We start from the raw sequence: 12,729 nt of genomic DNA, 5'->3' as shown, positions 1-12,729 counted from the left end.
GTCCTGCTTGGCCGATCCCTGTGAGGGCATGCTGTGCATACAGAAAACAGTATAGCTGAGGGCCGAGGGCATAGGGCCGAGGGCTTGAAAAGCTTTGGCTTAAGCGTTAAGGTGCAGCACGCTGCGCCCCTACAGTGCCCCTTGACCATTTTATTGACGTACAGCACGATGCTCTCGGCTCTCGGCTCTCGGCTCTCGGCTCTCGGCTCTCGGCTCTCGGCTCTCGGCTCTCGGCTCTCGGCTCTCGGCTCTCGGCTAGCCATGCCTGGCCCCTACAATGTCCTGTCCCTCTGCGCTTTCTGCCCTTGTTTGCAACACCATCCGCCCCATTTCCCCGCTTGCTTTATGATGTTCACCATGAGTCTTTCTTCTCAGCCCCTGATCGGGGTCGTCATGGGCAGCAGGTCGGATTTTGAAACCATGGAGCACGCCCTCAAGGTGTTGCAGGAATTGAAAGTGCCTTACGAGGTGCGGGTCCTCAGTGCACACCGTACGCCCCATTTGCTTTCCAGTTACGCCGAAAGTGCCAGAGGTCGAGGTCTAAGGGCCATCATTGCAGGTGCAGGAGGGGCTGCGCACCTTCCCGGCATGCTGGCTTCGTTCACCACCTTGCCAGTGCTCGGGGTGCCCGTGCAGTCCAAAGCCATGAGCGGCATCGACAGCCTGTACAGCATTGTGCAGATGCCCGGAGGCATCCCAGTGGCCACCTTTGCCATTGGCAAGGCCGGAGCCACCAACGCTGGCATTTTTGCAGCCAGTTTGCTGTCCAGCGAATTCCCAGAGATCCACGAAACCCTTGATGCTTACCGCAAGCGCCTCACACAGGCCGTGCTGGACGATCCGTTCTTTGAAGGGCATCCTCAGGCACCAACGGGGGAACAATGACCATGAATCCGTTAAAGCCCGGTGCCACTATCGGGTTTCTGGGAGGAGGTCAACTGGCCCGCATGCTGGCCATGGCCGCCACCAGCATGGGGTACAAAACCGTGTTTCTGGAGCCAGACCCCAATGCTCCCGCCAGAGAGGTTTCCCAGCACATTCAGGCCCCATATACCGATGAAGCCGCTCTGGCCAGATTGGCTGAGCTTTCGGACGTGGTGACGCTGGAATTTGAGAATGTCCCCGATGATGCCCTGAATTTTCTGGAATCCAGAGTCCCGGTTTATCCTCAGGCACAGGCTTTCCGGGTGTCCAGAAACCGCATCTTGGAAAAACAAACCTTGCTGGATGCAGGTTTGCAGGTCGCCCCTTATCTGGTGGTCCGTTCTGAAGCAGATCTGGAGGGTGCCCTCTCCAGAATGGGCGGCAAAGCCATCCTGAAAACCGCTGAACTGGGTTATGACGGCAAAGGTCAGGCCAGGGTCTCCAGCGATCAGGAAGCCCTCGACGCCTTCAGAACCTTCAAGGTGGACTGTGTGCTGGAAAGCTTCGTGCCTTTTGTGCGTGAAATCAGCGTGCAAATTGCCCGTGCGCCCAGCGGATACGCTGGACTCTCTGGCATCGTCGAGAACGTGCACCATCAGGGCATCCTCAAGCGCAGCATTTTTCCTGCCAGAGTCAGCGAAAAAGTGGTGGAAACCGCCCGCGATTTTGCCATCAAACTGGCCGAACACCTGAATCTGGTGGGCCTTTTGACTTTGGAACTTTTTGTGCTGGAAGATGACACTGTGTTGGTCAATGAAATTGCGCCCCGTGTGCACAACTCGGGCCACCTGACCATGAACGGGGGCGGCATCAGCCAGTTCGAAGCCCAGATCCGCGCGGTCACCGACCTGCCCCAGTGGGACTTCGAGCCTTTCATGGCTTGCAGCATGGTGAACATCCTCGGGTGGGAGAAAATCGAACCCGAGTGGGATGCCCTGACCGGAATTCAGGGTGCCCACCTCCACCTGTACGGCAAAGCCAACCGTCCCGGACGCAAAGTGGGCCACCTCAACATCGCCCATTTTGATCCCAACGTGGTCTGGGGCTCCACCAAGATTGCGGAAATGTTGCTGTTTGGGGATGTGAGTCCTTAAGGGCCTGCGGCCCGCCGAGGGCGCAGGGCCGAGAGCCTAGGGCCAAAATGGCTTTGGTAAACGCATCTTTTGGGCGAGGCATGCCCAGAAAGTGCAAAACGAGGGACCGCACGTAGGTCCCTCTGCCCGCTCGCCCCTCTATGTCCTCTTGACCATTTGCTGAAGGTATCGCAGGATGCTCTCGGCTCTCGGCGACCGAGCCCCCACCAATGGACTTTTCCCCCTTCCGGGTGTAGCGTAAACTCACGACCATGACGGATTTTGACCCTTCTGCCCCTGTTCAAAGCGAAACTGCCAAGAATGTATTGATTTCTTTTGGAGACCTCACCTGGGATGTGCTGGCCAAACCCGACTCCATGCTGCTTCCCGGAGGGGACACCACCGGGGTCATGAAATTGATGGGGGGGGGCAGTGCAGCCAACGTGGCTGCATGGGCAGCCAGAGTGGGCTGTCCCACCACTTTTGTGGGCAAAGTGGGCAAGGACCGCTTTGGCGAGATGGCCCAGCAGGAGTTGTCTTCTGAAGGGGTCCAGACCGAACTGATCTGGTGTGACACCCAACCCACCGGGGTGATTCTGGCACTCATCGACCAGAACGGCCAGAGGTCCATGCTCTCTGGGCAGGGGGCAGATTTTTACCTGTACCCTTCGGAATTGCCCACCCAAATCCTGACCAGTGGGCGTCACCTCCACGTGACCGCATGGAGCCTGTTCACCGATCCGCCCAGAGCTGCAGCTTTGCGGGCTGCGGCTTTGTGTGAGCGTGCTGGAATGACCATCTCTCTGGATCCCGGAAGTTTCCAGATGATTTCCCAGATGGGTCGAGCAGATTTCATTGACCTGATGCACGACATTGAATTTGACATCCTGCTGCCCAACCGGGATGAAGCCCATGCCCTGAGTGGCAAAAGAGATCCTCAGGCCATGCTGAAGTGGTTCCGCCATGAGTTCCCAAATGCCATGGTGGTCCTGAAACTGGACCGCGAGGGGGTCATGATCGACACCCCTCAAGGCGAACGCATCATGATCAGTGCCACCAGCGACACAGTCATTGACGCCACTGGAGCCGGAGACAGCTTTGGGGGGGCGTTTCTCGGGATGTACCTGCAGACCGGAGACCTTCGCCTGTCTGCCCAGTGCGCTGTTCAGGCGGCTGGCTGGGTGATTTCCCGTTATGGTGCCAGAGCCCCCATCGACCATGATTTGCGCCAGAGGTTGGAGCGGTACCGGGCGATGGTTTGAAGGGAAGGCAGAAGGCAGAAGGCAGAAGGCAGAAAACCTGTTACCACTCATGTAGGGGCGAGGCATGCCTCGCCCTGTATTGCCAAGGCCAAAGCCTTAAGGTTGCCTTGGCCTTCTGCTTTCTGCCTTGGCTTTTTGTCGCCAGCGTTCGGAGAGGGTGTTTTGATCCCTGATCTTCTCATACTCCTGCATTTCTTCCCATTAATCTAAGAAAGACATGACGACCCGAAAAAAGCCCTCATTTACCGTGGTGCTGATGGTGCTCATGATTCTGGTGACGTTGGTTGCCATTGTTGTGAACCTGTATCGCGATTACACCCGGCCCACGGGTGCTGCCAATTACACGCTTGAAGTGAAACCCGGAATGTCCGTGACCAGCATTGCCCGAGAGTTGCAGGCGCAGGGCATCGTGAAGAATGCCGATGTGTTCCGTCTGGTGTTGCGTCAGAGGGGCAACAGTGCCAGCATTCAGGAAGGCATTTACCAGTTCTCTGGTGAGCAGAACATTTTTCAGATTGCAGAGACGCTGGAAGGGGGCGGGAAGCCCAGGGTCATCAATGTGACCATCCCTGAAGGCAAGCGCCTGAAAGACATTGTTGGGATTTTTGCGAAGGCTGGGATCAGCAACAAGCAGGCGTTGCAGCAGGCTTTTGACCAGAACATCAAGCTTTCAGAGCACGCCACCGATTCTCTGGAAGGTTTTCTGTTTCCTGCCACCTACCCGTTCCGTCCAGAGGCCACTGCCGATGAAGTGGTCCGGACCCTTGTTTCTCGCATGGAGCAGGAGTTTTCCGCAGAGCGCATTGAGGGGGCCAAAAAGCTGGGTCTGTCGGTGCATGACTGGGTTTCTCTGGCCAGCATTGTACAGGCAGAGGCTGCCAACACCGAAGAAATGCCCCTCATTGCTGGCCTTTTCCTGAACCGCATGGAGATCGGGATGCCGTTGCAGTCGGATCCCACAGTGGCTTACGGCCTCGGGAAGGATTTGCCAGAGCTGAACCGCTTTGAAGGTGATTTCCAGAAAGACACCCCTTACAACAGCTACACCCGCAAGGGTCTGCCTCCCACAGCCATCAACAATCCGGGCGAAGCGGCTCTGGTGGCGGTGTTGAATCCCGAGCGTCTGGTGGATGGCAAGAAAGCCCTGTATTTTGTGCATGGTCGGGACCGCAAGATCCATGTGAACAGCGATTTCCAGAGCCACCTGAGGGATGTAGAGAAGTACCGCTGAAGCAAAAACCTGATTTTTATGGAAACGTTTCCTGATGGCTCTCTGGGTCATCAGGGTTTTTTCTGATGGGGAAATTCCCGACAAAGTCCATGCAAGACTTGAACTTTACCGGGAAATATCCTATATTTTATGCAATCGTTTGCAAAAGAATATCCACGACGGAATCGCCCATGTCCGTCTCAAAAGCGTGTGTCTCTGCCGTTTTGTAGAAACGTTTTTAGCGACTGGCGATCAAGGAGGTTGTATGCACCCGAGATCCACCTTTTCGATCCTCGCTTTTGGACTGCTGCTTTCCGCTTGCAGCCAGCAAAGCACCCCTGCCACACCAGAGCAGGTTTCCAGAGCCGCTCTGGCCAGTTGCACGCCCATCTCCATCAACGAAAACGCCTATTACCGCATTGTCGGACGCCAGTCCAACCGTGCACTGGATGTCAAAGACGTGAGCACCGCCAATGGTGCCCTCATCCAGACCTGGGGTTATGGTGGAGGAGACAACCAGAAATGGCGTTTCCAATCTGTGGGCGGAGGATTTTACAAAATCACCGTCAAACACTCGGGCAAAGCGCTGGACGTGAGCGATGTCAGCCAGAACAACGGGGCTTTGCTGCACCAGTGGGATTATGTGGGTGGTCAGAACCAGCAGTGGTGCGCCATTCCCACCGACAGTGGTTTCTTCCGTTTGCTGGCCCGTCACTCTGGCAAAGCCGTGGACATCAAAGACTTCAACACAGCAGATGGGGGAGTGGTCCACCAGTGGGATTACGTGGGCGGAGCCAACCAGCAATGGAAATTTGAGCAGGTGGAGACCATCGGACAACAACCCATCTGGAGTCAGGAATTCAACGAACCTGCAGGAACCCAGCCCTCCACAGGCATCTGGAACTACGAAACCGGAGGGGGCGGATGGGGCAACAGTGAACTGCAAAACTACACCGCTTCCACCCAGAACCTCGCCATGAACGGTGCGGGTCAACTGGTGATCACCGCACGCAAAGAAAACGTGGGGTCTTGCTGGTACGGGGCCTGCCAGTACACCTCGGCACGCATCACCACCCAGAACAAGTACTCGGTGCTGTATGGCCGCATCGAAGCCCGCATCAAAATTCCCGGCGGTCAGGGCATCTGGCCTGCCTTCTGGATGCTCGGGGCCAACCTGGGCAGCGTGGGCTGGCCCAACAGTGGTGAAATTGACATCATGGAAGTGGTCGGCAAAGACCCCAACAATGTCCACACCACCCTGCACGGCCCCGGTTACTCTGGATGCTGCGGAATTCACGGGGCTTACAACCTCGGGCAGCCTGTGGCCAATGCGTATCACGTCTTTGCTGTGGACAAGCGCCAGAACGACATCAAGTTCTTTGTGGATGGGGTTCAGGTGTTCCGTGTGACCCCGGCCAACCTGCCTGCAGGAAGCCAGTGGGTGTTCAACCAGCCCTTCTTCATGCTGCTGAACCTCGCGGTGGGAGGCGCATGGCCCGGAAGCCCCGATGCCACCACCCCTTTCCCTGCACAGATGCTGGTGGATTACATCCGCGTTTACCCCTGAAGATCTGGATTCAGAAGAGGCCTGCGGGCCTCTTTCTTGTTGAAATCTTTCGAAACGATTCGAGTCTTCTAAACAACGCTGGACATCTGCTTCCAAATCCCTCAGTCTGAAAACATGGCCTTCTTTGATTTCTCCCTCCCCGAGCTGCAAAAGTACCTCCCCGAGCGCACCGAACGTCCAGATTTCGACACCTTCTGGCAAGAGACCCTCTCCGATGCCCGCAGTTTTCCCCTGAACGCCACGTTCACACCACACGCCACCCCATTTGAAACGCTGGAGTTCTTCGATGTGACCTACAACGGTTTCGGTGGGCAACCCATCAAAGGGTGGTTTGTGCTGCCCAAACACCGCTCTGGTCCGCTGGCTTGTGTGGTGGAGTACATCGGCTATGGAGGGGGCAGAGGGATTCCTGCCCACTGGATGCACTTTGCCAGTGCAGGTTATGCCCACTTCATCATGGACACCAGAGGACAGGGAAGCACCTGGCGCACCGGAGACACCCCCGACCCCGAGGGCAGCGCTCCCAGCATTCCCGGATACATGACCCGTGGCATCCTGAAACCCGAGACCTATTACTACCGCCGGGTCTACACCGATGCCGTGCGTGCCATCGAAGCTGCACGAAGCCACCCCGAGGTCAACCCCGAGAAAGTGGCCGTGCTGGGAGGCAGTCAGGGCGGAGGCATCACTCTGGCCGCAGCAGGACTGGACCCCACAGTGGCTGCCGTACTTCCTGATGTGCCTTTTTTGTGCCACTTTGACCGGGCTGTGACCATGGTGGACACCTATCCTTATTACGAGGTTTCCAATTACCTGAAAATCCACCGGGACAAAATCGATCAGGTGTTTCGGACCCTCAGTTACTTTGACGGCATGAACTTTGCTGCCAGAGCCCAGAGTCCAGCCCTGTTCTCTGTGGGCCTGATGGACACCATCTGCCCGCCCTCCACTGTGTATGCTGCTTTCAACCATTACGGTGGCGAAAAGACCATCCAGGTGTGGCCTTTCAACAACCACGAAGGGGGAGACATGGACCAGACCATGTTGCGCATCGAATTCATGAACAGGGTCCTGCGCTGACCGAAAAAGCAATAAAGAAAAGAATTGGTTTCTGAAATGCTGCATTCACTCGCAGTTTTCCAGACACAAAGTGTTTAAGATCAGGGTGTGTACAGGCCATACGTTTCTGAAATTCGCACCGCGCACCTGAAAGCCCAGCAGGCCGAAAAGACCGGAATGTATCACGTTGCTGTCCAGCAGTACCTGATTTGCCTTGAAAAAAGCGAATGCCGTCAGGACTGCCAGTGCGTGAACTATTTCGCCCAGCAACTCAGCCTGTGTTACAAGAAAATGGGCCTGATGGACAAAGCGAATTTCTACGCAGGTCTGGCCCTGCTGGACTGAACCCCAAGTCGAAACGGTGTCCCCATCTGCAAAGGTGGGGATTTTGCTTTGGGGGTGCCGAGGGCCGAGAGCACAGGGCCGAGGGCCAAAGGCATGATCTGTTGATGCTCTCCAGAGCAGATCGGGTGAGCACTGGACCTGTCCCAAGGTGCAGTGACCTACTTTGCAGCAGACATGGAAAACTGTTGCTCTGGCAAAAGCTTTTTTGCCCTCGGCACTCGGCTCTTTGCCCTCGGCCTTCTGCGAAACCGCTAAAATGAAACCACATGACGGATCTGATCAAAAAGCGTCTGAAAGACCACAACTACCCCGGATGGCTGCACCGTTTGGCCTTGTTGACATGGAAAGCCAGAGGCTGGAAATTGCTGGGCAAAAAGCCTTCTGTCCCCAAATACCTGCTGGTGGTGGCCCCCCACACCACCAATCAGGACTTTTTTTATTACCTGTGGCTGAGTGTGGGTTACAACATCCACCCTTACTTCATTGCCAAGAAAGACATCTTCAATGGTTTGCAAGGTCCCATCATGCGTTCTCTGGGTGGGATTGCCATTGACCGAACCGCCAGTTTTGATGTGGTGGACAAGGCCGCAGAGGAGTTCCGCAGCAACAAAGAAATGGTGATGGCCATCCTGCCAGAGGGCACCCGCAAGAAGAGGCCTTACTGGAAGAGTGGGTTTTATTACATCGCTCTGGAAGGTGAAGTGCCCATTGTGATGGTCAGCATGAACTTCAAAGAAAAGTGGATCAAGATGTCAGAGCCTTACACCCTGACCGGCGAGCAGGACCGTGATCTCGATGTGATACGGGCGTTTTACAGTGATGCGTACGGCATCAAGCCCGAGAACTTCAGCGACATTGTGTTCCAGGAACGCAAGGCCGAGCAGCAAAGTGGAGGCAACACATGAATGTGGTTCTGGTCAGCGGAGCACGCACCCCCATTGGTGCAATGGGTGGGGCATTCAAAGACATCGATGAAAGCGAATTGGCCATCCATGCCCTGAAAGGGGCTCTCACCCGTGCTGGGGTTGGGGCAGAGGTCCTGCAAGAACTCACCCTCGGACAGGTGATCAGTGCCGGGCGTGCTGCTTACAACGCCCGCAAAATTGCTCTGGGTGTGGGCATGCGTGAAGATGCCCCGAGTTTTCAGGTGAACAAACTGTGTGGCTCTGGCATGCGGGCTGCTTACAGTGCCTTTCAGTCCCTGAAGCTGGAAGAGCACCAGATTGTGGCGGCAGGTGGGGCAGAGAACATGACACAGGCCCCTTACATTCTGCCCACTGCACGTTATGGACAGAAACTCGGGCACCAGACGTTGCTGGACACCCTCACCCACACCCTGACCTGTGGGGTGTCTGACCTCCCGATGGGCATCACCGCAGAGAACATCGCCGAAAAATACGGCATCACCCGTCAGGAGCAGGACGAATGGACGGTGCTCAGTCACCAGAGGGCTCTGGCTGCCCAGCGCTCTGGCCGATTTGCCAAAGAGATTGTGCCTGTCGGAACCCGCACAGGTCTGATCGAGCACGATGAGCGCCCGCAGGAGACCTCTCTGGAAGCCATCTCCAAACTGCGTCCAGTGTTCAAGAAAGACGGCACTGTGACCGCTGCAAATGCCAGTGGCATCAACGATGGGGCCTGCATGATGGTCTTTGCCACCGAGGAGTACGCCAGAGCGCAGGGCCTGCCCATGCTGGCCCGCATTCATGGGTTTCAATCGGTGGGCGTCCCCCCTGAAGTGATGGGGCTGGGTCCCAGTGTGGCCATTCCCCGTTTGCTGGAACGTTTTGGCAAAACCTTACAGGACATTGACCTGATCGAAGTCAATGAAGCTTTTGCGGCCCAGTACCTCGGGGTGGCCCGTGATCTGAACCTCGATCCTGAAAAAACCAATGTGAACGGTGGGGCGGTGGCGCTCGGGCATCCTGTGGGCATGAGTGGAGCCCGCGTGCTGTACACCCTTGCTCAGGAACTCCATGAACGCAACCTGCAATGGGGTGTGGGCAGTTTGTGTATCGGCGGAGGTCAAGGAATCGCCTGCCTCATTGAGCGCATTTGAAACGAAAGTGTGGACTGGAACAAAATTTTCAGATTTCGTAACGGGTTTTTGCTCTTGGGCAAATCCTGAGTTTGTGTTGTTCTGAAGTCCCTATCACCCTACCCACCATGGGTAGAAGCCGCCAGAAGCCACCCTTTCTGGCGGTTATTTGATGGATTGTGCCTCCAAAAAGCTTTCAGGCACCATGGGGTTTCAGAATTTGAAGGGTGTTCCTGTGGCCGTTAAAAAGTCACTGCAACAAAAAAAGTACCTTTAGGCATGCCTAAGAACACCTGAAATTTGGTGTTCCAGAGGGGGTGTATGGCAAAAAACCCATAAAAAACACCCCCTACAATGAAACCATGACGCCCACCCGAGCCGCCCTCCTCAGCCTGATGGTCGGGGCACTGGTTTTTGCCCTGAAATACCTGGCCTACCATTTCACCGGTTCGGTGGCCTTGTACTCTGATGCACTGGAAAGCATTGTGAACATTGTGGCTGCCGCCGCTGCCCTGATTGCCCTGCGTGTTGCGGCTTTGCCTGCCGACCCCAACCACCCTTATGGACACACCAAAGCAGAGTACTTCAGTGCTGTGCTGGAAGGGGTGTTGATCCTTTTTGCTGCAGTGACCATTTTTCAAGAAGCCTACAAGGGTTTCTTGAATCCCCGAGAACTCAAAGACCTCAATCTGGGGGCAATCATTTCTCTTGTGGCCTCCGGTCTGAACGGGGTGCTGGGCACCTACCTGATTCGCATTGGTCGTGCTGTGCGCTCTCCTGCCCTGACCGCCGATGGAAAACACGTCATGACCGATGTGGTGACTTCGGTGGGTGTGTTGCTGGGCGTGCTGCTTGCCGGAATGACGGGCATCCAAATGTTGGACCCCCTGCTGGCCATGCTGGTGGCCCTGAACATCCTCTGGACCGGATGGCAGCTCATGAAAGAAAGCGTGGGGGGCCTGATGGATGCTGCCCCCAGAGCCGAATTGCTGGAACAGGTGCGCAACATGGTGGGACAGTACGGCGAAGGGGCTCTGGAAGCCCACGACTTGCGGGCCAGACATGCCGGACGCATCACCTTCATTGAGTTTCATCTGGTGGTTCCGGGCAGCATGACCGTACAGGAAGCCCACTCCATCTGTGACCGCATTGAAGAGGCACTCAAAGAGACCCTCCATGAGGTGGAAATCAACATCCATGTGGAGCCCGAGAGCAAAGCCAAACACCACGGCATTGTGGTGCTTTAACTTCTCCTGCATGCTGGCATGGCACAATGCAACTTAAAAGACACATGAGCCGTACATGAGTTTTGAAAGCTCAGGTCTTTCAAGGAGGAAGTGCAATGCTGATTTTCGTGCTGGTCATTCTGGCCGGGATCGCCCTGATGGTGGTCAGTGCCAACCCCAAACAAAAAACCCTGCGCACCCCGGCGATTGCGTTGCTGGCGGTGGGTTTGCTGGGAACAGCCCTCTCTGGTGCATTTGTGATCATTCCGGCAGGCAGTGTGGGCGTGATTTTCAACATTTTTGGAGGGGTGAAGCCCACCACCCTCACAGAGGGGTACCACTTTGTGATGCCCGGCGTTGAACGGGTCACGGTGTACGAAGCCCGTCTGCAGGAACTCACCCTGTCCAGACTGGGTGAAGGGGGCAGCAATGTGGATGAAAGCATCCACGCCCGCAGCAAAGAAGGTCTGGAAATCGCTGCAGACATCACCGTCCAGTTCAACATCATTCCCACCGAAGCCGCCAAACTGCACAAAGAACTCGGGCCGAACTACATTGAAACGGCCATCCGCCCACAGGTGCGCTCCAAAGTGCGTGATGGAGTGGGTCAATTCAATGCAGCAGACCTGATCTCCACCCAGAGAACCCAACTCGAAGCCCTGATCAACGAACGCCTGAGCAAAGAGTTTGCCAACAACCACATCGAACTCCGCAATGTGCTCCTGCGTGAACTGCGCATCCCGGATTCGGTGGCCAAAGTCATCGAAGAGAAACAAACCGCCGAGCAGCAAGTTGCCATCGAAAGAAACCGCAAGCAGCAAGCCGAAATTGCTGCCCAGCGCAAAGTGGTGGAAGCCGAAGGGGAAGCCAAAGCCCAGATTGCCCGCGCAGAGGGTGAAGCCAAAGCCCTCAGCTTGCGAGGCAAGGCCCTCAAAGAAAACCCCGAGATCATTCAACTGACCATGGCTGAAAAACTGTCCCCCAGCATCCAGACCATCATGGTTCCCTCCAATGGGGGTTACCTGCTGGACCTCAAAAGCCTGACCACTGCCAAGAAACAGTAACCTCATCACCGACAAGACCAGACCGTCAGGTCTGGTCTTTGTTTTGGGTCAGATGTTCTGGGTTGGTCTTCAGTGAATGGTTGTGGTGGTCATGCGGGCCTGAAAAGACTGAAACACCTTCAATTGCATTTTGCGAACCCACCAGCCAAACAGTTTGTAGATGCCCTGAGGCTCGGCAAAACTCTCGATGCGCACCATCACTTCATTGAATGGACTGAGGCTCACTTCGAAGACCTCAATGCCCGAGAGGGGATTGCCTTTCAGGGTCCCCAGCACCGCCCTGTAATACCTTGGGGATTCCCGCAAATCCAGCATGCGGTGGGGGGCCATCACCCAGAGACCCATCACGTTGATGCACACCGCAAGCCTGCGTCCCTGAGGAACCGCAAACGTCCAGCCCAGATTGAACTGGCTCCATGCCTGCAAGGACACCTTGGCCCGCTTGAAGGCCGCATCGCCCTGCCCGACTTTGAATTCCACAAAATCCCGATGGTAGTGTGCTCTGGCATACTCCAGACTGGGAAAACTCAGCGGAGCCTCTTTGAGGGTTTCCAGATGCTTTTCAAGTTGGATGGACTCGGGCTTGCTGAAGTAGAGGGTCACAGTGACTCTATGGTAAGGCTTTTGGTCTTGCAAAGGACTTAACAGGGCAGAAGGCAGAAAGCAGAAGGCTTAAGACGCTGGTGCTAAAGCTTAAAAGCCTTCTGCCTTTGACCTTCTGCTTTCCAGGGGTGACGCACGTTAAGGCTGAAGGAGAAGCATCAGGAGGGTGGAGCGAAACTCATCACTCAACGCAGCTCGTTTCCTCTTGCGCTTCATTCCCCCTTTGGACGGTTCGCGATTCAGCAGATTCAACGCCATGTGCCGCAACACCGCTAGATTTTCTGGCCCATGATCCTTCGCATAACGGTGATCATCTTCCCCAAACACCACATCCAACATCCAGTGCAGCTTGTTTTCC

12 protein-coding genes and 1 pseudogene are annotated in these 12,729 nt (G+C 55.8%); 11 read left to right on the top strand and 2 right to left on the bottom strand.

Annotated elements, in window-relative coordinates; genetic code table 11:
* Positions 1 to 357 precede the first annotated feature (357 nt).
* From purE to Q371_RS22305, 11 genes are all read left to right on the top strand, one after another.
* Positions 358 to 885 (top strand): 5-(carboxyamino)imidazole ribonucleotide mutase, encoded by a 528-nt coding sequence (gene purE, locus Q371_RS22355; protein WP_157442884.1) that lies wholly within the window; start codon positions 358 to 360, stop codon positions 883 to 885.
* Positions 882 to 2,018 (top strand): 5-(carboxyamino)imidazole ribonucleotide synthase, encoded by a 1,137-nt coding sequence (locus Q371_RS22350; RefSeq protein ID WP_245618418.1) that lies wholly within the window; start codon positions 882 to 884, stop codon positions 2,016 to 2,018. The genes purE and Q371_RS22350 overlap by 4 nt, the downstream gene beginning before the upstream one ends.
* Positions 2,019 to 2,269: 251 nt before the next feature.
* The gene (locus tag Q371_RS22345; protein WP_051965077.1) at positions 2,270 to 3,259 is read left to right on the top strand and encodes a carbohydrate kinase family protein; all 990 of its coding nucleotides are present in this window, start codon (positions 2,270 to 2,272) and stop codon (positions 3,257 to 3,259) included.
* Between the two features lie 217 nt (positions 3,260 to 3,476).
* The gene (gene mltG / locus Q371_RS22340; RefSeq protein WP_034344918.1) at positions 3,477 to 4,490 is read left to right on the top strand and encodes an endolytic transglycosylase MltG; all 1,014 of its coding nucleotides are present in this window, start codon (positions 3,477 to 3,479) and stop codon (positions 4,488 to 4,490) included.
* A gap of 244 nt (positions 4,491 to 4,734) precedes the next feature.
* Positions 4,735 to 6,036: an RICIN domain-containing protein gene (locus Q371_RS26645; protein ID WP_051965075.1), complete on the top strand. Its 1,302-nt coding sequence runs from the start codon at positions 4,735 to 4,737 to the stop codon at positions 6,034 to 6,036.
* A gap of 114 nt (positions 6,037 to 6,150) precedes the next feature.
* Positions 6,151 to 7,116 carry an acetylxylan esterase gene (locus Q371_RS22330; RefSeq protein ID WP_034344916.1) on the top strand — a complete coding sequence of 322 codons (966 nt, stop codon included), beginning with the start codon at positions 6,151 to 6,153 and terminating at the stop codon, positions 7,114 to 7,116.
* Positions 7,117 to 7,203: 87 nt separating this feature from the next.
* On the top strand, positions 7,204 to 7,440 hold the full coding sequence (locus tag Q371_RS22325) for a hypothetical protein (protein ID WP_034344914.1): 237 nt from the start codon (positions 7,204 to 7,206) through the stop codon (positions 7,438 to 7,440).
* A gap of 266 nt (positions 7,441 to 7,706) precedes the next feature.
* Positions 7,707 to 8,345: a 1-acyl-sn-glycerol-3-phosphate acyltransferase gene (locus tag Q371_RS22320; protein WP_051965074.1), complete on the top strand. Its 639-nt coding sequence runs from the start codon at positions 7,707 to 7,709 to the stop codon at positions 8,343 to 8,345.
* Positions 8,342 to 9,499 (top strand): thiolase family protein, encoded by a 1,158-nt coding sequence (locus Q371_RS22315; protein ID WP_034344912.1) that lies wholly within the window; start codon positions 8,342 to 8,344, stop codon positions 9,497 to 9,499. The genes Q371_RS22320 and Q371_RS22315 overlap by 4 nt, the downstream gene beginning before the upstream one ends.
* Positions 9,500 to 9,840: 341 nt before the next feature.
* Positions 9,841 to 10,725, top strand: a complete 885-nt coding sequence (locus Q371_RS22310; protein ID WP_034344922.1) for a cation diffusion facilitator family transporter — start codon at positions 9,841 to 9,843, stop codon at positions 10,723 to 10,725.
* A 95-nt stretch (positions 10,726 to 10,820) separates the two neighbouring features.
* Entirely contained in the window at positions 10,821 to 11,768 is a 948-nt protein-coding gene (locus Q371_RS22305) for a prohibitin family protein (RefSeq protein ID WP_034344910.1), read from the top strand.
* Between the two features lie 69 nt (positions 11,769 to 11,837).
* On the opposite strand, the gene Q371_RS22300 is transcribed toward Q371_RS22305, so the two are convergent.
* Positions 11,838 to 12,371: a DUF1990 family protein gene (locus Q371_RS22300; RefSeq protein ID WP_034344908.1), complete on the bottom strand. Its 534-nt coding sequence runs from the start codon at positions 12,369 to 12,371 to the stop codon at positions 11,838 to 11,840.
* A gap of 138 nt (positions 12,372 to 12,509) precedes the next feature.
* A pseudogene (locus tag Q371_RS22295) lies at positions 12,510 to 12,729 on the bottom strand (ISAs1 family transposase); the annotation flags it as partial.

The sequence above is a fragment of the Deinococcus misasensis DSM 22328 genome, from assembly GCF_000745915.1.
Classification (GTDB): Bacteria; Deinococcota; Deinococci; order Deinococcales; family Deinococcaceae; genus Deinococcus_C; species Deinococcus_C misasensis.
The sequence above is the reverse complement of the archived record's forward strand: the minus strand, read 5'-3'. Positions and strand labels throughout refer to the sequence as shown.

What these genes read in the sequence shown, in the direction of transcription:
- purE (WP_157442884.1), top strand. Translation starts at nt 358, where the DNA reads ATGAGTCTTTCTTCTCAGCCCCTGATCGGGGTCGTCATGGGCAGCAGG.
- Q371_RS22350 (WP_245618418.1), top strand. Translation starts at nt 882, where the DNA reads ATGACCATGAATCCGTTAAAGCCCGGTGCCACTATCGGGTTTCTGGGA.
- Q371_RS22345 (WP_051965077.1), top strand. Translation starts at nt 2,270, where the DNA reads ATGACGGATTTTGACCCTTCTGCCCCTGTTCAAAGCGAAACTGCCAAG.
- mltG (WP_034344918.1), top strand. Translation starts at nt 3,477, where the DNA reads ATGACGACCCGAAAAAAGCCCTCATTTACCGTGGTGCTGATGGTGCTC.
- Q371_RS26645 (WP_051965075.1), top strand. Translation starts at nt 4,735, where the DNA reads ATGCACCCGAGATCCACCTTTTCGATCCTCGCTTTTGGACTGCTGCTT.
- Q371_RS22330 (WP_034344916.1), top strand. Translation starts at nt 6,151, where the DNA reads ATGGCCTTCTTTGATTTCTCCCTCCCCGAGCTGCAAAAGTACCTCCCC.
- Q371_RS22320 (WP_051965074.1), top strand. Translation starts at nt 7,707, where the DNA reads ATGACGGATCTGATCAAAAAGCGTCTGAAAGACCACAACTACCCCGGA.
- Q371_RS22315 (WP_034344912.1), top strand. Translation starts at nt 8,342, where the DNA reads ATGAATGTGGTTCTGGTCAGCGGAGCACGCACCCCCATTGGTGCAATG.
- Q371_RS22310 (WP_034344922.1), top strand. Translation starts at nt 9,841, where the DNA reads ATGACGCCCACCCGAGCCGCCCTCCTCAGCCTGATGGTCGGGGCACTG.
- Q371_RS22305 (WP_034344910.1), top strand. Translation starts at nt 10,821, where the DNA reads ATGCTGATTTTCGTGCTGGTCATTCTGGCCGGGATCGCCCTGATGGTG.